Annotated in this window: 21 protein-coding genes and 1 other RNA gene; 12 read left to right on the top strand and 10 right to left on the bottom strand. The window is 68.0% G+C overall.

The window, feature by feature from the left end; all coding sequences use genetic code 11:
* Positions 1-219: 219 nt before the first annotated feature.
* The 11 genes from AC1MFI_RS10810 to AC1MFI_RS10760 all read left to right on the top strand — a co-directional run bounded on the left by AC1MFI_RS10810 (position 220) and on the right by AC1MFI_RS10760 (position 9,945).
* Positions 220-768, top strand: coding sequence for a DoxX family protein (locus AC1MFI_RS10810; protein ID WP_479816819.1), 549 nt, complete (start codon positions 220-222; stop codon positions 766-768).
* A gap of 5 nt (positions 769-773) precedes the next feature.
* On the top strand, positions 774-2,138 hold the full coding sequence (aroA, locus tag AC1MFI_RS10805; protein ID WP_479816817.1) for a 3-phosphoshikimate 1-carboxyvinyltransferase: 1,365 nt from the start codon (positions 774-776) through the stop codon (positions 2,136-2,138).
* Positions 2,135-3,265, top strand: a complete 1,131-nt coding sequence (gene rsgA / locus AC1MFI_RS10800) for a ribosome small subunit-dependent GTPase A (RefSeq protein WP_479816815.1) — start codon at positions 2,135-2,137, stop codon at positions 3,263-3,265. Before aroA ends, rsgA begins: the two co-directional genes overlap by 4 nt.
* 172 nt (positions 3,266-3,437) lie before the next feature.
* Positions 3,438-3,641, top strand: a complete 204-nt coding sequence (locus tag AC1MFI_RS10795) for a cold-shock protein (RefSeq protein WP_043446208.1) — start codon at positions 3,438-3,440, stop codon at positions 3,639-3,641.
* A 132-nt stretch (positions 3,642-3,773) separates the two neighbouring features.
* The gene (gene hisN / locus AC1MFI_RS10790) at positions 3,774-4,583 is read left to right on the top strand and encodes a histidinol-phosphatase (protein WP_400483952.1); all 810 of its coding nucleotides are present in this window, start codon (positions 3,774-3,776) and stop codon (positions 4,581-4,583) included.
* A gap of 27 nt (positions 4,584-4,610) precedes the next feature.
* Positions 4,611-5,375: a class I SAM-dependent methyltransferase gene (locus AC1MFI_RS10785; RefSeq protein WP_479816812.1), complete on the top strand. Its 765-nt coding sequence runs from the start codon at positions 4,611-4,613 to the stop codon at positions 5,373-5,375.
* Between the two features lie 31 nt (positions 5,376-5,406).
* Complete coding sequence (locus tag AC1MFI_RS10780) at positions 5,407-6,330, top strand: metal ABC transporter substrate-binding protein (RefSeq protein WP_479816810.1); 924 nt, start codon at positions 5,407-5,409, stop codon at positions 6,328-6,330.
* Complete coding sequence (locus AC1MFI_RS10775) at positions 6,327-7,142, top strand: metal ABC transporter ATP-binding protein (protein WP_479816808.1); 816 nt, start codon at positions 6,327-6,329, stop codon at positions 7,140-7,142. Before AC1MFI_RS10780 ends, AC1MFI_RS10775 begins: the two co-directional genes overlap by 4 nt.
* A 1-nt stretch (position 7,143) precedes the next feature.
* Positions 7,144-8,028 carry a metal ABC transporter permease gene (locus tag AC1MFI_RS10770; RefSeq protein ID WP_479816806.1) on the top strand — a complete coding sequence of 295 codons (885 nt, stop codon included), beginning with the start codon at positions 7,144-7,146 and terminating at the stop codon, positions 8,026-8,028.
* Positions 8,028-8,780, top strand: coding sequence for a metal-dependent transcriptional regulator (locus AC1MFI_RS10765; protein WP_479816804.1), 753 nt, complete (start codon positions 8,028-8,030; stop codon positions 8,778-8,780). The genes AC1MFI_RS10770 and AC1MFI_RS10765 overlap by 1 nt, the downstream gene beginning before the upstream one ends.
* 64 nt (positions 8,781-8,844) lie before the next feature.
* On the top strand, positions 8,845-9,945 hold the full coding sequence (locus tag AC1MFI_RS10760; protein WP_479816802.1) for a carboxylate-amine ligase: 1,101 nt from the start codon (positions 8,845-8,847) through the stop codon (positions 9,943-9,945).
* 38 nt (positions 9,946-9,983) lie between these two features.
* Here the strand turns inward: AC1MFI_RS10760 and AC1MFI_RS10755 are convergent, their stop codons facing one another.
* The 10 genes from AC1MFI_RS10755 to prfB form a co-directional block, all read right to left on the bottom strand.
* Positions 9,984-12,134, bottom strand: a complete 2,151-nt coding sequence (locus tag AC1MFI_RS10755; RefSeq protein ID WP_479816800.1) for an alpha-galactosidase — start codon at positions 12,132-12,134, stop codon at positions 9,984-9,986.
* Positions 12,135-12,174: 40 nt separating this feature from the next.
* Positions 12,175-12,402 carry a hypothetical protein gene (locus AC1MFI_RS10750; RefSeq protein WP_479816798.1) on the bottom strand — a complete coding sequence of 76 codons (228 nt, stop codon included), beginning with the start codon at positions 12,400-12,402 and terminating at the stop codon, positions 12,175-12,177.
* A gap of 48 nt (positions 12,403-12,450) precedes the next feature.
* Positions 12,451-13,758 carry a D-alanyl-D-alanine carboxypeptidase family protein gene (locus AC1MFI_RS10745; RefSeq protein ID WP_479816797.1) on the bottom strand — a complete coding sequence of 436 codons (1,308 nt, stop codon included), beginning with the start codon at positions 13,756-13,758 and terminating at the stop codon, positions 12,451-12,453.
* 124 nt (positions 13,759-13,882) lie between these two features.
* Positions 13,883-14,250: a transfer-messenger RNA gene (gene ssrA, locus AC1MFI_RS10740) on the bottom strand.
* A 118-nt stretch (positions 14,251-14,368) separates the two neighbouring features.
* On the bottom strand, positions 14,369-14,743 hold the full coding sequence (locus tag AC1MFI_RS10735) for a hypothetical protein (protein ID WP_479816795.1): 375 nt from the start codon (positions 14,741-14,743) through the stop codon (positions 14,369-14,371).
* Positions 14,740-15,213 carry an SsrA-binding protein SmpB gene (gene smpB, locus AC1MFI_RS10730; RefSeq protein ID WP_104179060.1) on the bottom strand — a complete coding sequence of 158 codons (474 nt, stop codon included), beginning with the start codon at positions 15,211-15,213 and terminating at the stop codon, positions 14,740-14,742. The genes AC1MFI_RS10735 and smpB overlap by 4 nt, the downstream gene beginning before the upstream one ends.
* Positions 15,214-15,283: 70 nt before the next feature.
* On the bottom strand, positions 15,284-16,858 hold the full coding sequence (locus AC1MFI_RS10725; protein WP_479816792.1) for a peptidoglycan DD-metalloendopeptidase family protein: 1,575 nt from the start codon (positions 16,856-16,858) through the stop codon (positions 15,284-15,286).
* A gap of 4 nt (positions 16,859-16,862) precedes the next feature.
* Positions 16,863-17,777 (bottom strand): permease-like cell division protein FtsX, encoded by a 915-nt coding sequence (ftsX, locus tag AC1MFI_RS10720; protein WP_479816790.1) that lies wholly within the window; start codon positions 17,775-17,777, stop codon positions 16,863-16,865.
* Complete coding sequence (gene ftsE, locus AC1MFI_RS10715) at positions 17,774-18,478, bottom strand: cell division ATP-binding protein FtsE (RefSeq protein WP_479816788.1); 705 nt, start codon at positions 18,476-18,478, stop codon at positions 17,774-17,776. The genes ftsX and ftsE overlap by 4 nt, the downstream gene beginning before the upstream one ends.
* 171 nt (positions 18,479-18,649) lie before the next feature.
* Positions 18,650-19,765 (bottom strand): peptide chain release factor 2, encoded by a 1,116-nt coding sequence (gene prfB / locus AC1MFI_RS10710; protein WP_479816786.1) that lies wholly within the window; start codon positions 19,763-19,765, stop codon positions 18,650-18,652.
* Between the two features lie 984 nt (positions 19,766-20,749).
* On the opposite strand from prfB, the gene AC1MFI_RS10705 reads away from it, so the two are divergent.
* Positions 20,750-21,982 carry a hypothetical protein gene (locus tag AC1MFI_RS10705; RefSeq protein WP_479816784.1) on the top strand — a complete coding sequence of 411 codons (1,233 nt, stop codon included), beginning with the start codon at positions 20,750-20,752 and terminating at the stop codon, positions 21,980-21,982.
* The last annotated feature ends 19 nt before the right edge of the window (positions 21,983-22,001 follow it).

Below are 22,001 nucleotides of genomic sequence, written 5' to 3'. Positions count from 1 at the left end.
CTGCAACCTGTACGCCACCCCTTCTATTCCTGCCGGCGGTCGATCCCGGCACTGCCTCCGGGCCCGCTCCTTCCGGTGCCGACGCCCCTCCCGCAAGCCCGGGCCGTCCACGGGCAGCAAAATCGCACCGGCCGGTGCGGCATGCAAAACTAGACCCAGCGTGCTTCGTAACCAGAACCCAATGTCCGGCGGCATCCCGTCGGCAACCAGGAGGCAGTTGTGACCCTTGTCCGCGTAATAGCCCGACCCTTGATCGCGAGCGGCTTCGTCTTCTCCGGAGTCGACCGCCTCCGTACTGCGGGAGCCACGGCGCCGCAGCTCAAGGAGGTCCTCGCGAGCGTGACCAAGGTGGTCCCCGCGGCCACCGCGGTCACGGGCAACGAGAAGCTCGTGGGCCAGGTCCTCGGCGCGACGCAGGTCGGAGCGGCGCTGCTGCTCTCCATCGGCCGCTTCTCACGCGTCGCAGCCCTGCTGCTGACGGTGACCGCCTCGGTGAACACGCTGGTCGACTACCGCTCCGCGGATGCCTCGACGGCCGAGGGCAAGAAGGCCCGCCGCTCACAGCTGCTCAAGAACCTCTCCCTGGTCGGTGCCGTCCTCCTGGCCGCCGTCGACACCAACGGACGCCCGGGCATCGCCTGGCGTGCCGGACACCTCGCCACGGACGCGCGGAAGAACGCCGCCGGCCTCGGCAAGGACGCCCGCAAGCAGCTGCAGAAAGCCGACAAGGCCGTGCGCAGGACCGCTGCCGACGTCGTCGGTTCATAAGCTCCATGTCAGCGTCCTCAGGCGGGGTGCCCCACGAGACCTTGTGGCGGGCACCCCGCCTGACCCGTCCCGTGGACTCGGAGGTCTCGATCCCGGGATCGAAGTCCCTCACCAACCGCTACCTCGTGCTCGCAGCCCTCGCCGACGGTCCCTGCGTCCTGCGCCGGCCACTGCACTCCCGCGACTCCGCCCTGATGATCGCGGCCCTGCGCGCACTCGGTGCCGTCATCGACGAGTTGCCCGGCGACGGCGGCTTCGGCCCCGATCTCCGGGTGACGCCCCTGCGGGCCGGATCGGGTGAGGTTCCCCGTGCGGTGGACTGCGGACTCGCGGGCACCGTCATGCGCTTCGTCCCACCGCTCGCGGGCCTCATCTCCGGTACCACCACCTTCGACGGCGACCCGCATGCCCGTCGCCGCCCGATGGGCAGCATCATCGACGCACTGCGGGGACTCGGCGTGGCGATCGACGACGGCGGCGCAGGCTCGCTGCCCTTCTCCGTCGAGGGCGAGGGCCGCGTGCGGGGCGGGCGACTCGTCATCGACGCCTCGGCCTCCTCCCAGTTCGTGTCGGCACTGCTCCTCGTGGGTGCCCGGTTCACGGAGGGCCTCCAACTCGAACACGTCGGCAAGCCCGTCCCCAGCCTCGACCACGTCCGCATGACCGTCGAGACCCTGCGGTCGCTCGGCGTGACCGTCGACGATTCCGTGCCGAACCACTGGCGCGTGTCCCCCGGGCCGATCGCCGCCTTCGACGTCGCCGTCGAACCGGATCTCTCCAACGCCGGGCCGTTCCTCGCCGCCGCCGTCGTCACGGGCGGGACCGTCCGGGTACGGAACTGGCCCGCGGGCACCACCCAGGTGGGCGACGAGTGGCGGCGCATCCTGCCGCTGATGGGCGCGACCGCGAGCCTCGACGGTAACGTCCTCACGGTCACCGGTGGGGCGTCGATCTCCGGTGGGACGTTCGCCGACACCTCCGAGCTCGCCCCCACCGTCGCCGCGCTCTGCGCGCTGGCGGACTCGCCGTCGACCCTGACGGGCATCGCGCACCTCCGCGGGCACGAGACCGACCGCCTGGCGGCCCTCGTCGCGGAGATCAACGGACTCGGCGGCGACGCCGAGGAGACCGCGGACGGCCTCGTCATCCGGCCGGCGCCCCTGCACGGTGGGACCTTCCGCACGTACGACGACCACCGGATGGCGACGGCCGGCGCGATCATCGGCCTCGCGGTCGACGGCGTCGAGGTGGAGAACATCGGCACCACGGCCAAGACCATGCCGGAGTTCCCCGAGCTCTGGGCCGCGGTGACGAGGACGGCGGCAGAGGCTTCCGTGGCGGATCCCGCCGGAACCGGGGCACACGCATGAGCGAGGCCGGCAACCGCCGCGGCTCCCGCGCCTGGGACGAGTCCGACGTCCGGATCCGTCCCAACAAGAAGGGATCCCGGCCCCGGACGAAGAACCGTCCCGCCTACGAGGAGGCCGAGACGGGACGCGTGGTGACGGTCGACCGCGGGCGCTACACGACCGTGGTGGACGAGGACACCCCCGACGAGCGCATCGTGATCGCCGCCCGTGCGCGCGAGCTGCGCCGCAGCGCCGTCGTCGCCGGTGACCTCGTGGCGCTCGTCGGTGACCTCTCCGGCGGTCCGGACTCCCTGGCGCGCCTCGTGCGGATCGAGGAGCGCCGGACCGTCCTGCGCCGGAGCGCCGACGACACCGATCCCGTGGAACGCGTGGTGGTAGCCAACGCGGACCAGCTCGTGATCGTGGTCGCCGCCGCGAACCCGGAACCCAGGACGGGCTTCATCGACCGCGCGCTCGTCGCAGCCTACGACGCCGGCATCGAGCCGCTGCTGTGCATCACCAAGGCGGACCTCCGCGACCCGACTCCCCTGCTCGCCAACTACGAGCACCTCGATCTTCGCGTCATCATCAGCAGGACCGACGAGGGTGTGGGCATCGAGGCCACGTCCGACGACGGCGAGTCCGCACGGCTCTCGCACGGGGCCGTCGACGCCCTGCGGGACGAACTCGACGGACAGGTGAGCGTGCTGCTCGGCCACTCCGGCGTGGGGAAGTCCACCATGGTCAACGCCCTGACCGGTTCCACGCGCGCCACCGGCGGCGTCAACGCTGTCACGGGCAGGGGACGCCATACGTCGTCGTCGGCCCTCGCCCTCAAGGCCGCCGATGCCGCTCCGGGCACCTGGATCATCGACACCCCGGGCATCCGCTCCTTCGGTCTGGCGCACGTGGACGCCGACCGGATCCTGAAGGCGTTCCCCGACCTGGAGCCAGGGACGGAGCGGTGCGAGCGCGGCTGCCGGCACGACGGCAACGCCGTGGACTGCGGACTGGACAGTTATGTGGAGGAAGGGCTGGCCGGTGATTCCGGTCCGGTCAGGCTCGCGAGCCTCCGGCGCCTGCTCACGGCGGGGATCGCGGATCCGCGGGGCAGCGCGCACGACGCCAAGGAGCTCGGCCGGCAGTGAGTGGTCGGCGGCGGTCCCCAGGACTGCTACGCTGGAGGCTGTTGTTGTTTGCGCATTAAATTTCAAGCCTTGACCCTCCACCTGGAGTTCGACAGCTTTTGACGATAAGCGAGTAACGAACACCACGATGAGCCCCGAACGTCGGGTGCTCTCCCAGGTAAGGATGTACAACATGGCTACTGGCACAGTGAAATGGTTCAACGCCGAAAAGGGCTTCGGCTTCATCGCTCCCGAGGACGGCGGCGCTGACGTGTTCGCCCACTTCTCCGCGATCAACTCGAACGGCTACCGTTCCCTCGAAGAGAACCAGAAGGTCAACTTCGAGACCACCCAGGGCCCCAAGGGTCCCCAGGCCGAGAACATCACCGTTCTCTAACTTCCCCGGTGCCGCTTCCGCGGCGACGGAGAGAAAGCCACCGTGCGGCGCAAGCCCGCGGTGGCTTTCTGCTGTCCCGGGCCGCTCGCGCCCCGCGCGGGAAGAGGCCCGGGAGACGATAGGTTGATCGGTATGAGTTTTTCGCAGGGCTACAACGACGATCTCCGTCTGGCCCACATCATGGCCGATTCGGTCGACGACCAGACCATGTCGCGCTTCAAGGCGCTCGACCTCCGGATCGAGACGAAGCCGGACCTCACACCCGTGACGGATGCCGACAAGGGTGCGGAGGAAGCCATCCGCGGCCAGCTCTCCCGGGCCCGCCCGCGTGACGCCGTCCTCGGCGAGGAGTTCGGCAGCACCGGGTCGGGGTCGCGCCGCTGGGTCATCGATCCGATCGACGGCACCAAGAACTTCGTCCGGGGCGTGCCGGTGTGGGCCACGCTCATCTCCCTGATCGACGACGGCAGGCCCGTCGTGGGCGTCGTCAGCGCACCGGCGCTGGGCAAGCGCTGGTGGGCCGCCGAGGGCACGGGAGCCTACACCGGGAAGTCGCTCGCGGCTGCGCAGCGCCTGCGGGTCTCCAACGTCTCCCGGCTCGAGGACGCCTCCCTCTCCTACTCCAGCCTCTCCGGCTGGCGCGAACGTGGGGCGCTGGCGGAGTTCGTCAACCTGACGGACCGCGTGTGGCGCACACGGGCGTACGGCGACTTCTGGTCCTACTGCCTCGTGGCGGAAGGCGCCGTCGACATCGCGTGCGAGCCGGAGCTGAACCTGTACGACATGGCCGCGCTCGTACCCATCGTGACCGAGGCCGGAGGCCGGTTCACGTCGCTGGACGGCCAGGACGGACCGTTCGGGGGCAATGCCCTCGCGACGAACGGCACGCTGCACAGCGAGGTCCTGCGGACCCTCAACCCCGATGTGGATGACCTGCTCTAGCGGCACGGACGGTCCGGGGAACGCCGCATGGTGACAGGAGGGCCCCGGCTCGACGACGAGCGCCGCCGGGCCATGGCGGGCGCCTACCTGTCGGGCGCGGGACGGTACGACCGCGTACGTCCCGGCTATCCCCGTACGGTAGCCGACTGGATCGTCCCGGCTTCTGCGCGCAGCGCGGCCGACGTCGGGGCCGGCACCGGCATCTTCACCGCCCTCCTGGTCGAACGCGGCCTCGACGTGACGGCCGTGGACCCCTCGGAGGACATGCTCGCCGTTCTCTCCGACCGCCTGCCCGATGTGCCCGCCGTCCGGGGCACCGCGGAGCATTCGCACCTGCCCGGGGACTCCATGGACCTGCTCACCCTTGCGCAGGCGTGGCACTGGTGCGACCAGCCCGCAGCCCTCCTGGAGGCGGCGCGGGTACTGAGGCCCCACGGTCGGCTCGCCCTGGTCTGGAACCAGCTCGACGTCTCGCTTCCGTGGGTGCACCGCCTGTCCCGGATCATGCATGCCGGCGATGTCTTCTCACCCGCGTACCGTCCGCCGTTCGGCCCGCTCTTCACCGAGCCCCAGGACCTGCTCGTGCGCTGGTCGCAGGAGCTGACGATTCCCGGTGTCGTCGACCTCGCACGGTCCCGCAGCTACTATCGGCGTGCCTCGCCAGGCCTGCAGGAGCGCGTCGAGTCGAACCTGCTGTGGTACCTGACGGACTACCTCGCCTTCGATCCCGGCGCCCTCGTCCGCGTCCCGTACTACACGCATGCCTGGCGCGCGTCCCTGCTCGACGGGTAGTCATCACCGGGGACGAGCGGTAGATTTAGGCATGCCTCAATTCCTGCGCCGCATCGCCCGAGCGGATCGGGCAGCATGGTGGCTCGCCCTCGTGCTGGTCGGGACCGGGTGTTCGGCGCAGGCCTCCCCCGCGACCCCGGTGGACGACCGCCCCCTCGTCCTGACCACCTTCTCCGTCCTCGCGGACCTCGCCGGGACGGTGGGAGGCGGTCACGTCCGGGTCGAGTCGATCACGAAGGTCGGGGCGGAGATCCACGGCTACGAGCCGACGCCCTCGGACCTCGTCCGGGCCCAGGAGGCGGACCTGATCCTCGACAACGGGCTGGGGCTGGAACGGTGGTTCGAGCGCTTCCTGAACTCGGTCGAAGCCCCTCATGCTGTGCTCTCCGACGGCGTCGAGCCCGTCGCCATCCGGTCCGGCGACTACGCGGGACGCGCGAATCCCCATGCGTGGATGTCACCCGTCGCGGCACGGACGTACGTGGACAACACGGTGGAGGCCCTGACCGGCCTCGCCCCCGAGCACGCCGCCGACTTCGAGGCCAACGGCCGGGACGTGAAGGACGAGCTCACGGACCTGCTGGAAGGCTTCCGTACGGAGATCACCCACGTCGACACCCCGGCGCTCGTGACCTGCGAGGGAGCGTTCTCCTACCTCGCCCGGGACGCGGGACTCGAGGAGGCGTTCATCTGGCCGGTCAACGCCGACGCGGAGGGCACGCCGCGGCAGATCCGCGACGTCATCGGGTTCGTGGAGGAGCACGACGTACCAACGCTCTTCTGCGAGTCGACGGTCAATCCCTCGGCCCAGGAACAGGTGGCCCTGGCCACCGGCGCGAAGCTCGGCGGGACGCTCTACGTCGACTCCCTGTCCGATGCGGACGGCCCCGTCCCGACCTTCCTCGACCTCATCCGCTACGACCTGCAGACCATCGCGGAAGGACTCGCACGATGACAGACCACCGCACCCCCGGACCGGCGCAGGGTCCCGTCCCGGTCCTGGACGTCCGGCACCTCAGCGTCCGGTACGACGACGTCCACGCGCTCGACGACGTCACGGTGTCCCTGGAGCCCGGCACGATCTGCGGACTCATCGGGGTCAACGGTTCAGGCAAGTCGACGCTCTTCAAGGCACTCATGGGACTCGTGGTCCCGCAGCAGGGCAGCATCGGGCTCTTCGGCACGACCACCGCGAGCGCCAGGAAGCGGGGCCTCGTCGCCTACATGCCGCAGGCGGAGGAGGTCGACTGGACCTTCCCGGTGTCCGTGGACGACGTCGTCGCCATGGGCCTCTACGGACGGCTCGGCGCCGCACGCCGGTTGGGTGCAGCGGACCGCGCGGTTGTCCACGACGCCCTCCGCAGGGTCGGCCTCGCGGACGTCCGGAAGCGGCAGATCGGCCGGCTGTCGGGCGGTCAGCGCAAGCGGGTGTTCATCGCCCGGAGCATCGCCCAGGACGCACGGCTGCTCCTGCTCGACGAACCCTTCGCGGGTGTGGACCAGGCGAGCGAGCGCACCATGACCTCTCTGCTGAAGGCACTCCGCGACGAGGGCCGCTCGGTGCTGGTGTCCACGCACGACCTCGCCGGCGTCCCCGATCTCTGCGACGAGGCAATCCTCCTGCACCGGCGCGTCCTGGCCCAGGGTGATCCGACGACCGTGCTGACGCACGGCAACCTCGCCCGCGCGTTCGGTCCGGCGCCTCCGGCACCGCCCCTCCCGCCGGCCGCTGCATCGCTGCCCGCCGCGCCGAAAGGATTCTCCTGACATGGACGTCGTCGGCTTCCTCCTGGAACCCCTGCAGTACGGCTTCCTCACGCGCGCGCTGGCCGTCACGCTCGCGGCCGCCGTCGTCGCCGCCGTGCTGTCGTGCTGGCTCATCCTCATGGGCTGGTCACTCATGGGCGATGCCGTCTCCCACGCCGTCCTGCCCGGCGTCGCACTCGCCTACATCCTGGGGATCCCGTTCTCCATCGGCGCGTTCGTCTTCGGCGCGGGTGCCGTCGCCCTCATCGGGATCGTCCGGTCCACCACCAAGCTGAAGGCCGACACCGTCATCGGCGTGGTGTTCACCGCGCTCTTCGCCTGCGGACTGGCCATCGTGTCCGCGACGCCGTCGCAGGTCGACCTGATGCACATCCTCTTCGGCAACGTCCTCGGCGTCTCGGCCGGCGATGTGTGGCAGGTGCTGATCCTCGGCGCCCTGACCCTCGCCATCCTGCTGTTCAAGCGGCGTGACCTCACCCTGCTGGCCTTCGACCGCACGCACGCCCACGTGATCGGACTCAACACCCGTTTCCTGTCCGCGCTGCTTCTCGGCCTGCTCGCCCTCACCGTCGTCGTCGGCCTCCAGGCCGTGGGCATCATCCTGGTCGTCGCGATGCTCATCACCCCCGGGGCCACGGCCTTCCTGCTGTCCCGCAGCTTCGACCGGATGCTGGTGATCGCCGTCGTGCTGACCATGGCCGCGTCCGTGGCAGGGATCTACGCCAGCTACTACCTGGACATCTCGACCGGCGCCGCGGTGGTCCTGTGCCAGGCCCTCGTCTTCGCGGTGGTGTACCTCATCGGGCGTCCCGATGGCGTGCTGTGGCAGGTGCGGCGGCGGGCCTCCGCCCGCACCCCCGACACCGTCGTGCGGGGAGAGGCCTGATGGCGGGCCGCAGGGGCGCCGTCCTCAGCATCGAGTCAACCAGCGTGCAGGATTACGTGAAGGCGATCTACGCCCTCACCGAGTGGCAGGAGGACGCCGTCACCGCGACCCATCTGGCCGCCCGCCTGTCGGTAGCCAATTCCTCCGTCACCGGGATGGTGGCCAAGCTGGTGGACCTCGGGTTGGCGGAGCACCGCAAGTACGGTCCCGTCAGCCTCACGCAGGCCGGCCTCGCCCTCGCCCTCGCGATGGTCCGCCGGCACCGGCTCATCGAGACGTTCCTCGTCACCGACCTCGGGTACGGCTGGGACGAGGTCCACGACGAGGCGGAACTGCTCGAGCACACCGTCTCCGACGTCTTCATCGAGCGCCTGGACGAGAAGCTGGGCAGGCCCCGCCGGGACCCCCACGGGGATCCGATCCCCAGGGCGGACGGCTCCGTCCGGTACCCGCGGGCCCACCGCCTCGACGGCCTGGACGAAGGACACACGGGCAGGCTCGTGCGGGTCAGCGATGACGATCCGGACGTCCTGCGCTTCCTCGACCTCAACGGGATCATGCTCGATGACCTCCTCGTGGCGCAGCATCGGGCAGGGTCCGTGCTGGAACTGCGCCTCGGTGGGGACACCGGCCCGGGACTCGCCGTCGACATCGTGTTCGCCCGCTCCCTGTGGATCGAGAGCGCCGGACCGCACGAGGGGTGCACGCTCGATGACCCGGGGGAATCGCGCCTGCGGGACCGCCGCTCCTAGACTGGTCGGACCGACCGTGCCTGAGGTTCCCGAGCATCACCGCGCCCCTGGAGGGAGTTCCACCATGACCACACTCGGACTGGAGGAGGAGTACCTGCTCCTCGAACCGGTGTCCGGACTGCCGTCCCACCGTGCTGCAGAGGTGCAGGAACTGCTCGAATCCGCTCCCGAGCTCGGTGCGGACGAGATCCAGCGCGAGCTGCTGTCGTGCCAGATCGAGACAGCCACCCCGGTGTGCGACACGCTGACCCAGGCCGAGGAGTCGCTGCTCAACTTCCGCCGCATGTTCCAGGACGCGGCCCGGCGCGCTGGGACCCTCGGGGCCGCGACGGGCACGGCGCCCTGGATCCGCCAGGCATACCCGGAGCTCACCGACAAGCAGCGCTACGAGGACCTGCGGGCGAGCGCTCCGGGCATCGTGGGAGACCAGTTCGTCAACGGCCTGCACGTGCACGTAGGTGTCCCGGACCAGGAGCGCGGCGTCCAGGCCCTCAACCGGATCCGGCCCTGGATCCCGCTGCTCACGGCGCTCAGCGTGAACTCCCCCTACTGGCTCGGCAGGGACAGCGGTTTCGGCAGCTGGCGCGTGGTCCACTACCGTCGGTGGGCCGTCCAGGGCATCGCGCCCTGGTTCGCGGACGCGGCGGACTACGAGCGCAGGATCACCCGGCTCGGTGCCTCCGGTGCCATCCTGGACCGCGGCGTCCTGACCTGGGTGGCCCGGCTCTCGGACCACTATCCGACCCTCGAGCTGAGGGCCTGCGACGTGCAGCTCGAGGCACAGGACTCGGTGCTTCTCGGCGCGCTGACCCGGGCGCTCGTGGTCACGGCGCTGCAGGAGGCCGAAGCGGACACCGCGCCCCTCGTCCCGGATCCCGAGCTCCTCGATGCGGCCCTGTGGCAGGGGGCGCGGGACGGCATGGAACACCACCTCGTGGACCTCGCGACGGCTGAGCCTGTTCCCGCTCGGCAGCACCTCGCGTCCTTCCTCGAGCACATCGGCCCCGCCCTCGAAGCAGAGGGTGATACCGAGTGGGTACGGGCGGGGCTCGGCACCATGGAGGAGCGGGGCACGGGTGCGGAGCGGCAGCGCCGTGTCATGCACGACGGCGGCGTGGAGGCGCTCCTGGCGCTCTACGCACGGACCCTCACCTTCGAGCCCTAGGCGGGGGCCGCAGGCGCACGGCCCACGCCGTCGCCGTGTCAGGACCCGACGGCGCGCAACTCGATCAGCAGCGTCTGCTCGGGCAGCAGCACGGGGGCCTGCACTCCCGCCTGCGCCAGTACCCGGCCGGGGAGCCGGAGGGGCGAGCCGTCGAGGGCCGCCTGCAGCCAGGCGAGCGGTGACTGCCCGTTCCCGGGATGCCCCTCGGCGGGCACAGCCGGTCGGATCTCGTAGAGTGCCTCCGGGTCGAGCCCGGGGAAGGCCAGCGGCCCGGGCGGGTAGCTGGCGCTCGACGCCGTGAGCGAATAGCCGAACAGGGCACGCCTGCCGTCCTCGGAGACGACCCCCCGCAGATCCATCGCCGGGTCCACGAGGTCCGCGTGCACCACGGACCCGCGGTGCAGGTCCGCGCGCCAGGACCGGTGGAGGTCGACGTAGCGACCGAGGACGTCGTACTCCTCCTGCGTCAGCCCGGAGATGTCCCATTCGATGCCGTAGTGGCCGAAGACGGCCGTGCCGGCCCTGAAGGGCAGGGAGTGGGTCCGCCCGGTCGAGTGCGAGGCCGGGCCGCCGACGTGCATGCCCAGGAGCTCGGGCGGCACCACGAGACCCGTGTACTTCTGGTTCACGAGACGCTCGATCGGATCGATGCAGTCGCTCGTCCAGATGCGGTCCGTCCGGGCGAGGATCCCCAGGTCCACACGGGCGCCGCCGGAGGCGCAGCTCTCGATCTCGAGGTGCGGGTGGCGGCGGCGCAGTTCGTCGAGCAGCCGGTACAGCCCGACGACGTGGCGGTGGACGGCGGCGTGTCCTGTTCCCGCGTCCGCCGCCTCGAGCAGGTCCCTGTTGTGGTCCCACTTCACGTAGGCGATGTCATTCGAGGACAGGATGTCGTCGAGGCGTTCGAGGATGTACCCGTAGGCGTCCGGGTTCCCCAGGTTCAGGACCTGCTGCTGGCGCCCGGGCAGGGGCAGCCTCCCCTCCGGCCGCAGGATCCACTCCGGGTGGGCCCGTGCGAGGTCCGAGTCCGGATTGACCATCTCGGGCTCGAACCAGAGCCCGAACTCCATGCCCAGCCCGCGGACGTGCTCGATGATGGGAGCGAGCCCCTCGGGCCAGACCGCCTCGTCCACGTACCAGTCACCCAGGCTCGACGTGTCGTCGCGCCGTCCGCGGAACCAGCCGTCGTCGAGCACGAACCGTTCCACGCCGAGGGCGGCCGCACGGTCGGCGAGGGCCAGCAGCCGCGGGAGGTCCAGGTCGAAGTACACGGCCTCCCAGGTGTTCAGCGTGACCGGCCGGGGCCGCTGCGGGTGCGCCGCGCGGGAGCGCAGGTGGCGGTGGAACCGGCCGGAGAGCTCGTTAAGTCCGTCGCCCCAGGAACCGATGGCCTCCGGAGTGGAGTAGCTCTCCCCGGGCGCCAGCACCACCTCCCGAGCCGAGAGCACCTCGCCCGCGGCGAGGAACGAGGAACCGGCCGGGGTGTTCTCGACGAGGACCTGCTGGTTGCCGCTCCAGGCGAGGTGGACGCCCTGGACCCTGCCGTGTTCGAAGCCGAACCCGGGGGTGCCGGCGGCGAGGAGCACCGTCGCGTCCGCTCCGGGACGTCCGCGCCGGCTCGTGCGCGTGTAGGTGCCGGCCGTCAGGGCGTGCCGCTGCGGCGATCGCTCCCGGAGGTGCCGGCCGGTGGTGTCGAGGACCTCCGCGGCGGTGTGCTGCAGCGGGAAGAAGAGCGTGAGCGCACGCACCTCGTACTCGTCGTCGCCCGTGTTGGTGAGGACGAGTCGCTGTGTGAGCAGGCCCGACGCCGTCAGGCCCACGTGCGCGCTCAGCGCGAGGCCGGCGTCGTCGTCACGGGCTTCGATGACCACGCCGGCGGACTCCGCGAGGCGGTTCATCGCGACCACGGTGAAGCGCGGGTAGAGGTGCGTTCCCGCCCGGTCGCCCGCCAGCCCGGGGGTCCCCTGCCAGCCGGCGGACTCGAGGGGCAGGAGCGTCAGCCGGGCCGGTACGTCGATGCCCCCGGACACGCGCTGGGAATGCTGCGCCACGGCGAGCGCCCCCACCTCGCGGTCCCCGATGTCGCCCAGGTCTGGTCCCCAGTACGCCAGGGCCGGCAGACCGTAGGGGTGGGGCTCGAGCACCACGCTGGTGCCTCCACGGGAAAGATGGACCGTCTCGATCGTCATTCTTTATTTTTACCGCGTAACGAAGTGCGGAGCAAAGAACCTACCTCCCGCGGGTGTCCCGCCGCAGGAGGCCGGTGATCAGGCACAGGAGGCCGAGCAGGAGGGGTATCAGTGTGTAGAGCGTGTGGGTCCCGCCGAGATAGCTCATGACGAAGATGTAGACGAATGTCCCGCCGACGAGTATCCATCCGAGAACGATCAGGGCCCGCCCCCGGTGGGGAGGCGGCAGTGGAGGGAGCCACGACGGCGGCCTGTCGGTCCAACTCATCGCCCAAGTCTAGTTCGCCGTCATCGTCCGCGCGTCGGAGAGCAGTCCTCAGTAGGAGGGCGCCGCCGGAAGGTTCATGTAGTGCTCCAGCGTAGGCACTCCATGGGCGCGCATCTCCGAGGCGACCGTGGCGCCGACGTACCGCAGGTGCCACGGCTCGTACGCATATCCGGTGACCGACGTCTGGCCCCGCGGGTAGCGGACGATGAAGCCGTAGCGCCAGGCATTCTGCGCTGCCCACGCTCCCGCCGGCGTACCAGCGAAGCATTCCTGCAGGCTGCACGCCCCGTCGGAGTTGCCGATATCCACCGCAAGGCCTGTCTGGTGCTCGCTGTAGCCCGGGCGCGCGGAGATGAGGTCCGCGGTGGCCTGGCCGTACCGGTTGACATACGAGGCGTAGAGCGACGCCTGCGTGTCGTAGGAGCGGTAGCCGCTGATCGGAACCATCGCGATGCCGCCGGCACGCGCGTCGGCGAGGAGACGGGAGAACTGCTGCGCCGCGTCGCTGCGGAGCAGGGGTCCTTCGACTCCGATCAGCGGGTCGGGAATGTAGCGCGCAGGATTCAGGGGCCGGCGCTTGTTGACGACGACCACCGGCGCCGCGGCGACATCGATGTCCTGGGCAACCCTGGCCCCGCTCGCTGCAGTCCACGAGATGCTGCCCCGCTGATATCTCTGGATGCAGGTACCCGCGTTGCAGTACTCGTTGGACACGGGATAGCCGAGGGCCCCGTTCTCATAGCCGGTTCCTGCCCATGCCGCCCTGATCCCTCCGATTGAGATCCATGCGCCCGTGGTCGGCGACCAGATGATCGCCCCGCCCTGGTAGTTCTGGTAGCAGCCTCCACCGCGCAGGCCACAGACCTCGTTCGTCGTCGGATAGCCCAGGATCCCGTTCTCGTATCCTGACGCCGCCCACGCGGCCCGGATTCCTCCTACGCTGATGCGCGCTCCACTGGCCGGAGACCAGACGATGGCCCCACCCTGGAAGTTCTGGTAGCAACCCCCGTTGCGCAGCCCGCACACTTCCGATGTCGTGGGGTACCCGAGCCCACCGTTCTCGAAACCGGACGAACGCCAGGCCTCGCGGATCGCGCCCCAGGAAGGCTGTGCGCCCGTGGCCGGCGACCAGACGATCGCCCCCTGCCGGTAGTTGCGATAGCACCCGCCGCCACGCAATCCGCAGACCTCGTTGCTCGTGGCCGCGCCCAGCCGGCCGCCCGCCCCACCGAGCTCGGCATACTTCGCGTCGATCGCCGTTGCTGCGTGGCTCACCGGCGCCGTGATGACGCCGCCCACCAGGAGGAACGCACAGAGCAACACGGCGAGGAGGTCCGGGACGGTGCGCTTCATCATGTCTCCTGGCACTCGGTTGTGCAGCACAAGGGTAGGCCTCGGCGAGAAGTCCGACAAGGTCCCGCACGGCACGATCCGAGAACGACGAAGCGCCCCGCCGGGTACCGGCGAGGCGCTTCATGGGTGGTGGAGATGGCGGGAATTGAACCCGCGTCCGATGCAGTGTAGTCAGGGCTTCTCCGGGCGCAGTTTGCGTCGGTTTTTCTCGGCTTCAGCCATCGTGCAAACTAGTGGCTGCCAAGCCCAGTTGTATAAGAGTCCCCCCGGTCCCTACAACGAGGACCGGGAGCAGTGGCCCTCTAAATGACGCCAGTATCCGGGGCGAGAGCAAACCCGGGCTGACGGACTAGCTAGGCTGCTTAGGCAGCGAGAGCGAAGTCAGTGCGCTTTTGTTCGGCACTTATTGTTTTACAAGGAGCGTTTACGAGATAACCCTGTATCCTCGGCCCGCTTCCCCTGTCGCGACTAACATCGTCGAAACCTGTCATCCCCATGTTCAGTTATCAAGTGATCCCTGTGCCGTCCGGCCCACCGGCCGTCCGACTTACCCAGTCTACCGTACCCGGCGCTTCCGTTCCCGGGGTCTTCGCTGAAGGAGAACGACGACGGACTACTGCGACAGGGGAATCCCGAGGATGACGACCGGCGACTGCCACAGACCGACGACGACGAACGCGAGGGTGACGAAGGCGATCCCGAGGGCCGCCAGGGCCGTGGTCGCTGCCTGCTTCCGGCGGAAGCTCCACCAGAAGATGGCGATGTTCAGCACGAGCATCACCGGCGAGATCCAGACGAGGACCTGCGCGAAGAAGACGTAGACGAGGAACACGAACGGGATCAGCGACAGGATCCCCACCGGTACAACGACCAGCAGCAGGATCAGGTCGACGACCGCACCGATCGTCACCCACCAGGGGCGCTTGTAGGTCAGTTCCGACGGCTCCGGCTCGTCGTCGTCCTGGGCTTCCCAGAAGACATCGCTCACGCTCCCAGGTTCTTCTCGCGCATGGCGCGCAGCGCCTCCCGGTTGTCCTGCTTCTCGCGCAGCGTCTGCCGCTTGTCGTAGTCGCGCTTGCCCCGGGCCACCGCGATCTCCACCTTGGCCCTGCCGTTGAGGAAGTAGAGCTGCAGCGGGACGAGGGTGAAGCCGGACTCGCGGATCTTCTGCGAGATCTTGGTGAGTTCCTCACGGTGCAGGAGCAGTTTCCGCCTGCGACGTGCCGCATGGTTCGTCCAGCTGCCCTGCGAGTACTCCGAGATGTGGATGCCCTCGAGCCAGAGCTCGTCGCCGTAGAAGACCGCATAGCCGTCGATCAGCGAGGCGCGCCCTGCTCGCAGCGACTTCACCTCGGTGCCCATGAGGGCTATGCCCGCCTCGTACGTATCGAGCACGGCGTAGTCGTGGAAGGCCTTCCGATTGGTGGCCACCACTTTCCGGCCACTTTCCTTCGGCACGGCGATACTCCTTCTTGCGACACTGCTGCGGACTGGAGCCCGCGGTGGACAGTGCCTTCCATCCTACGACCTAGAGCAGGCCCAGCGGATTCACGAGGGTGCCGTTGAGCATGGTCTCGAAGTGCAGGTGGCACCCGTTCGAGTTGCCCGTGGTGCCGGTGTAGCCGATGAGTTGGCCCGCACTCACGCGCTGGCCCGGGGACACCAGGTAGCTCGTCAGGTGGTAGTAGTTGGTCGCGAGGGCGTTGCCGCCCATCACACCGTGGTTGAGCACGATCCGGTTGCCGGCGCCCGGCAGGACGTTCGAGTCCGCATACCAGACCTCCCCTGCCGCGGGCGCGTACAGCGGCGTGCCGCAGCCCACGCCGTAGTCGATCCCCGTGTGCATGTAGCCGCCGGTGCCGTTGAAGTCGATGGTCCCCACGGGCGTCGGACGCCAGCCGAACCCGGAGGAGATCGGCCCGCCGACCGGCGAGCGCAGACCGAACGAGCTCGGCGTCGACGGTGCGGCGACGGGTGGTGGAGGCGGGAGAACGGGTGCGACCGGCGCGACGGGGGCAGGCGCGACGGGGGCAGGCGCCGGTCGGTTCGCCGCTTCGGCCTCCGCTGCCCGGCGGGCCGTCTCCGCGGCGGCGGCCGCCTCGGCCTCGGCCTGGCGCCGAGCCTGCTCGGCGGCCGCCGCGGCTTCGGCTTCTGCCCGAAGGCGCGCCTGCTCCGCCCGCTCCGCCTGCTGGCGGGCCTCCTCCGCCTTGCGTGCTTCCTCGATCTGGCGGCGCTGGCGCTCGGCGATGTCGGCGTTGACCTGCTGCTGGGCCTGCTCCACGCCCGCGAGCTTCGCCTCGATGACGGGCTTCTGCTCCTGGAGTTTCGCGGACAGCGCCGAGGTGTCGGCCACGAGCTTGTCGACCTTGGCCTTCTCTCCCGCCGCGGTGTCGCGGGCGGACTGCTCGGCGGCGAGTGCGGCGTCGGCCTTCTCCTTGAGCCTGGTGATCTCGGCCTCGACCGCGACGAGCCGAGCCTGACTGTTCGCGTTCGTGGCGTTCTGTTCGGACAGTCGCTCCATCGCGGCATTCTGGCTGCGGAGCGCCTGGTCCACCATGTCCATGGACTGCGTGAAGTCCTCAACGCCCTCCGCGCCCAGGAGCAGCGAGACATTGGTCGGGACGCCACCGTTCTTGTAGGCCTCGGTGGCGATCTGCCCGATCACCTCGCGGGTCTCCTCCATCTTCTGCTCGTCCGCACGGAGTTCCTCGGAGAGCTTGTTCTTCGTCTCCTGCGCCAGGTCGACACGGACGGCCAGTGCGCCCACCTCGCTGGAGGCGGTCTCGACCCTGCCCTGCGCGTCGGCGAGGGACTGCTGGGCTGCGGGGAGCTGTCCCTGATAGGTCTTCAGGGTCCCGATCGTCTCGGCGATGTCCGAATCCAGGTACTCCATGGACTGCTGGACCTCGGCGATCTCGTTCTCGAGGGCGCTCTTGCGGTCGTCGAGCTCGTCAGCCATGACCGGCGTCGCCGATCCGAGGGCGAGCGCGACGACGAGGGCGATCGAGCTACCGGCGGCGCTGCGGACCACGACGGCCGACCTGTCCTGCCGCGCCCACCAGGTCCCTGGTGAGCGCATGTGTCCCCTGGTGTTGTGCAGCATGCTGTCAGACCTTTACGTATCGTCGAAGGGTGAGCAGGGATGAGAGTCCTGCGAGGACGGCTCCGAGCAGTATGAGTGCGGGAACCAGGATCAGGACCTGCTGGGAGGAGATGAACGCAGTCTGGGGGAAGGAGTTCACGAGCCAGCCGTCGATCACGAACCGCGACACTCCCCACAGGGTCGCCGAGGCGAGCACGGCACCGATGACCGCGGCGATGACGCCTTCGAGGATGAACGGCAGCTGGATGACGGCTTTCGAGGCGCCGACAAGGCGCATGATGCCCGTCTCGCGGCGGCGGCTGAACGCCGAGAGGCGGATGGTCGTGGCGATCAGCAGGATCGCGCAGAACGTCATGATGCCGGCGATCACGAGCGCGACGACGGAGGCCCAGTTCATGTAGCGGAAGATGGCCTCGAGGAAGTTCCGCTGGTCGCTGACGGCGTCGACGCCCGGCTCCGAGGAGAAGGCCTCGTCGATGACCTCGTACTTCTCGGCGTCGACCAGGCTGACACGGAAGGATTCGGGCAGCTGGTCGGCGGTCACGGAGTCGACGATCGGTGAGTTCGCGAACTGGTCGCGGAAGTGGCCGAGCGCCTCCTCCTGCGATTCGTACGTCACGGTGTCGACGTAGGGGGCGAACTGGTCGGACTCGAGCTTGGCCTCGACGGCGGCCCGCTGGTCCTCCGTCACCGGCCCCGTGGCGCAGCTCGTCTCGGACGAGTTGTCGACGCAGAGATAGATGGTGACCTGCACGCGGTCGTACCAGTAGCCCTTCATCTGGTTGATCTGCAGTTGGAACAGGCCGGCCGCACCGACGAAGGTCAGCGAGATGAAGGTCACGAGAATCACCGAGGTGACCATGGACAGGTTGCGGCGGATGCCCGAGGCGATCTCGGACAGGATGAAGGCGATTCTCATTCGACCATCGCTCCTGGTTCGCCCACGTAGATGCCCTGCGCGTCATCGCGCACCACGCAGCCGCTGCGCAGTTCGACGACGCGCTTGCGCATCGTGTTGACGATGTCGTCGTCGTGCGTGGCCATGACCACTGTCGTCCCGTTCTGGTTGATCCTGTCGAGGACCTTCATGATCCCCATGGAGGTCGTCGGATCGAGGTTGCCGGTGGGCTCGTCGGCGAGCAGGATGCCGGGGCGGTTGACGATGGCGCGGGCGATCGCGACGCGCTGCTGCTCACCGCCCGAGAGCTCGTGGGGCATGCGGTTGTTCTTGCCCTCGAGGCCAACTGTCGCGAGCACATCGGGCACGGTCTCGCGGATGACCGCGCGGCTCTTGCCGATGACCTGCATCGCGAACGCAACGTTGGCGAAGACCGTCTTGTTGGGGAGCAGGCGGAAGTCCTGGAACACGACGCCGATCCCGCGCCGCAGCCGCGGCACTCGCCACGAGGGGATGTTGGCGACGTTCTGGCCGGCCACATAGACGGCACCCCTCGAGGCGCGGTCCTCCTTGAGCACCAGGCGGATGAACGTCGACTTCCCGGAACCCGAAGCGCCGACGAGGAAGACGAACTCGCCACGGTCCACGTCGAGGGAGACGGAATCGAGGGCAGGCTGCGACTTGGAGTCGTAGGTCTTCGTGACGTTGTCGAATCGGATCATGATCACTCTGCGCCCATGTATGCGCCGGCGCACGGGCATTTGCTGGGGGAAGGAAGCGTCGGCTCTCCGACTATAACGACGGCGTCACGAAGAGCCCTTTATACCGCCGGTGTGTCGCGCGCAAGAGATGCACGGAAGAACAGGTGGTTGGCCCCAGGATTCGCGTAGTGCCTACGCGGCGTCGTTGCGGTTGTTCGTGCGCCAGCGGATGCCGGCGTCGATGAAATCGTCGATCTCGCCGTCGAACACCGCGGAGGTGTTGCCCACCTCGTGGTTGGTGCGGAGGTCCTTGACCATCTGGTACGGGTTGAGGACGTAGGAGCGCATCTGGTCGCCCCAGGAGGCCTTGACGTCACCGGCGAAGGCCTTCTTCTCCGCATCCTCCTGCTGCTTCTTCAGCAGCAGGAGCCGGGACTGGAGCACGCGCATGGCGGCGGCGCGGTTCTGGATCTGCGATTTCTCGTTCTGCATGGACACCACGAGCCCGGTGGGCAGGTGGGTCAGGCGCACCGCGGAGTCGGTCGTATTGACCGACTGGCCGCCGGGGCCGGACGAGCGGAAGACGTCGACACGGATCTCGTTGTCCGGGACCTCGATGACATCCGTCTGCTCGATGAGGGGGATGACCTCGACGGCGGCGAAGGACGTCTGCCGGCGGCCCTGGTTGTCGAAGGGGCTGATGCGGACGAGGCGGTGCGTGCCGGCTTCGACCGAGAGGGTGCCGAAGGCATAGGGCGCCTTGACCTCGAACGTCGCGGACTTGAGGCCCGCCTCCTCCGCGTAGGAGGTGTCCAGAACCTGCGTCGGGTAGCCATGCCGTTCCGCCCAGCGGAGATACATGCGCAGGAGCATCTCGGCGAAATCGGCGGCATCCACTCCCCCGGCCCCGGAACGGATGGTGACCACGGCTTCGCGCTCATCCCATTCTCCGGCCAGCAGCGTCACGATCTCCAGGTCGTCGAGGGACTTGCTGAGTGAGATGAGTTCCTTCTCGGCCTCGGCCAGTGAGTCCTCGTCGCCCTCGTCCTCGGCGAGTTCCACGAGCACCTCGAGGTCGTCGATGCGGCTGTCGAGGGTCTCCAGGCGTTCCAGCGCCGACTGCCGGTGGGACAGCTTCGACGTCACCTTCTGCGCCGCGGCGGGATCGTCCCAGAGGTCCGGTGCGCCGGCTTCCTCGCTCAGTTCGTCGATGTCCTTGCGGATCCCCTCGACATCGGACACCTGCTCGATGGACTGGTACTTGGCGCGAAGGGCGCGGATCTCTGCGGGAAAATCGGTGGCTGCCATGGTGATTCCAGCCTACGTCATCCGTATGACGGCGAAGCGGGAGGTATGACCGGGAGGAGCGCCGCGCTCGAGGTGGACCTGAAAAGGCGCGCAGGCCGGTTGCCATAGGGCGCGTATGCCATCAGCGGGTAAGCTCGGCGCGAGCGCCGCCTGAACCACGATCGAGATCCTAGCGCCAGGAGGTCAGGTCCCTTCATAATGATCTGGGGTCACTTTGGCGCGCTGCTTCTCGGCTTGTTCGTATATGCGGGTGATGTACTCCTCCAGCTTTGTCCGCTCCACACGCCACTGGCTGCGGCTGCCAACCTAAATTGCTGGCACATCGCCAGACTCTACAAGGGCCAGATCTGCCGTTGAGTCACCGCCACCTCTTCAGCAGGATCAGTGAAAGCCATGGAACGAGGTTGCGCAGTCATGAGCTGACCCTATGGTCACCGGCGGCGCCTGCTTTGCATCAACCGCGTCTCCCGGCAAAGTCCTTAGCCGTCGCGGCCGGGGCGTAGTCCCTCGACCTGCCGGCACTTCACCACTGACGCGTCAATCTAAGCCTCACGCTCCATCGAGCATTCAACCCGTTGTGGTTACTCAAGCGCTCGCGTCCAAGCAATCGCAAACCGCCTGACCGTCTACCTGCGGCTATCTGAACACGAAAGCACAGCCGACACCGGTGGTGCCTTCTCCGTCGTCCAGTGCACACGATCAGAGGGCCTAAGCAGGGACACAGTCGGGACGGGGCGGCGGCGGAATTTCAGGCCAGCCATCGCGCGGCGTTCCCTGCTCAAAACGAGAGTGAGCGGAGCTAGCAGCGGTGACAACCCGGAGTGAATCCCCTAGTAGGCTTGTGAACGGACTCGGAGGGGACCCATGTCGATTACAGCTGTTTTGCCACCGCAGCCTGCCGCGCAGCCGAAGCGGCAACGAGTAGGCGCCAGAGTAGTAGCACCATTTACTCGGTTCGTAGGCTACCCGTTAGCCCTTATCGCCGTGACACTGATTGCGCTGTGGCGCATTCCACCGCGGGATCAAGGCGTCGTCTGGGCGGAAGACGGTAACGTCTTCATAGCACAAGCTCTCGCCGGGGGCAGCATTTGGACACCGTTCCAGCCGTATGCCGGTTACTTACACTTTATCCCGCGAATCCTCGCCACGGTTGTCGTTCGAGCGTTTCCAGTCGAAGCGTGGGCGAACGTGATTACGGTGCTTTCTTGCGTGGCCGTTGCGACGGTCGCGCTTCTAACCTTTCATTGTTCGAAAGCCGTCAGCGACAAAACGTGGATGCGCGCCACCTGGGCCGCCATCCCGGTCCTCGTCAATGTCGGCGCCATAGAAACCTTAGGCAATCTGGCTAACTTCCACTGGTACCTTCTGTGGCTTACGCCCTGGCTCCTCATCAAGCCCGCCCGTTCGAACGCCGAAGGAGCGATGCTGTTTGCGGTAGCCGTCGCTACTTCGCTGACGGAGATCATCTCCATCCTCTTCGTGCCCCTATTCTTTTATAGGTTTAGAGATCGAGCGATGATTCCGGCACGGGTTGGGCTAACAATAGGACTTGCATGCCAAGCCTTTACAACTCTCAAATATCCACGCGATGGGGATACGAACTACCGCCTCGAGCCCTTGTCCGTGATCTACGGGTGGTTCCTAAATACAGCTGGGCCGATCGTGCAGGGTGATCCTGGAACAGTTGCGGCCTCGGTCATAAACTTTGGGCCGGTTCCGGTCATACTCTCAAGTCTGTTGATGCTTGCGGGTGCTGCCGTAGTCTTCGCTCTTGGTGGGACACCGGACCGACTACTGGCGTCAATCTTCTTAGGATCATCGGTCCTAGTGTGGGTCGCGTGTGTTCTTGCCAATCCAGCTGAGTACTTGGACTTCTCGACATTCGAGGCTTTGGACTGGAAGGAGCTGTTCCTGTTCCCTCGCTACAGCGTCGTGCCAACCATGTTCGTTCTGGCTCTTGGTCCGCTCATCGGTCGTGTTCTTAGCAAGATCTCACCAGCGGCCCCGATCGCTACAGTCCTCGGTTTAGTAGTGCTATTCGCTTCCATGTACTTCCAGCCAGGGACACGCAGGGACGGCGGACCTGTATGGACTGGCGAGCACGCCAAAGCGGTCGAGTTTTGCAGAACCAGCGGGCCCTATTACAACTTCGAGATCGCCCCGATTTGGTACAAGAACGCCGCCCCAGTGCCCTGCGAGAGCGTCATCAAGCGTTAGAACGACGAGAGCAGTGCCA

It is taken from the genome of Arthrobacter sp. BC5 (assembly GCF_056680255.1).
The sequence above is the reverse complement of the archived record's forward strand: the minus strand, read 5'-3'. Positions and strand labels throughout refer to the sequence as shown.

Bases quoted from the DNA above. Each gene is read 5' to 3' on its own strand.
- AC1MFI_RS10725 (WP_479816792.1), bottom strand. From the start codon at position 16,858: ATGCTGCACAACACCAGGGGACACATGCGCTCACCAGGGACCTGGTGG.
- AC1MFI_RS10760 (WP_479816802.1), top strand. From the start codon at position 8,845: ATGACCACACTCGGACTGGAGGAGGAGTACCTGCTCCTCGAACCGGTG.
- AC1MFI_RS10755 (WP_479816800.1), bottom strand. From the start codon at position 12,134: ATGACGATCGAGACGGTCCATCTTTCCCGTGGAGGCACCAGCGTGGTG.
- ftsX (WP_479816790.1), bottom strand. From the start codon at position 17,777: ATGAGAATCGCCTTCATCCTGTCCGAGATCGCCTCGGGCATCCGCCGC.
- AC1MFI_RS10770 (WP_479816806.1), top strand. From the start codon at position 7,144: ATGGACGTCGTCGGCTTCCTCCTGGAACCCCTGCAGTACGGCTTCCTC.
- AC1MFI_RS10785 (WP_479816812.1), top strand. From the start codon at position 4,611: ATGGTGACAGGAGGGCCCCGGCTCGACGACGAGCGCCGCCGGGCCATG.
- rsgA (WP_479816815.1), top strand. From the start codon at position 2,135: ATGAGCGAGGCCGGCAACCGCCGCGGCTCCCGCGCCTGGGACGAGTCC.
- AC1MFI_RS10780 (WP_479816810.1), top strand. From the start codon at position 5,407: ATGCCTCAATTCCTGCGCCGCATCGCCCGAGCGGATCGGGCAGCATGG.
- hisN (WP_400483952.1), top strand. From the start codon at position 3,774: ATGAGTTTTTCGCAGGGCTACAACGACGATCTCCGTCTGGCCCACATC.
- aroA (WP_479816817.1), top strand. From the start codon at position 774: ATGTCAGCGTCCTCAGGCGGGGTGCCCCACGAGACCTTGTGGCGGGCA.
- AC1MFI_RS10795 (WP_043446208.1), top strand. From the start codon at position 3,438: ATGGCTACTGGCACAGTGAAATGGTTCAACGCCGAAAAGGGCTTCGGC.
- AC1MFI_RS10775 (WP_479816808.1), top strand. From the start codon at position 6,327: ATGACAGACCACCGCACCCCCGGACCGGCGCAGGGTCCCGTCCCGGTC.
- ftsE (WP_479816788.1), bottom strand. From the start codon at position 18,478: ATGATCCGATTCGACAACGTCACGAAGACCTACGACTCCAAGTCGCAG.
- AC1MFI_RS10765 (WP_479816804.1), top strand. From the start codon at position 8,028: ATGGCGGGCCGCAGGGGCGCCGTCCTCAGCATCGAGTCAACCAGCGTG.
- prfB (WP_479816786.1), bottom strand. From the start codon at position 19,765: ATGGCAGCCACCGATTTTCCCGCAGAGATCCGCGCCCTTCGCGCCAAG.
- AC1MFI_RS10750 (WP_479816798.1), bottom strand. From the start codon at position 12,402: ATGAGTTGGACCGACAGGCCGCCGTCGTGGCTCCCTCCACTGCCGCCT.
- AC1MFI_RS10745 (WP_479816797.1), bottom strand. From the start codon at position 13,758: ATGATGAAGCGCACCGTCCCGGACCTCCTCGCCGTGTTGCTCTGTGCG.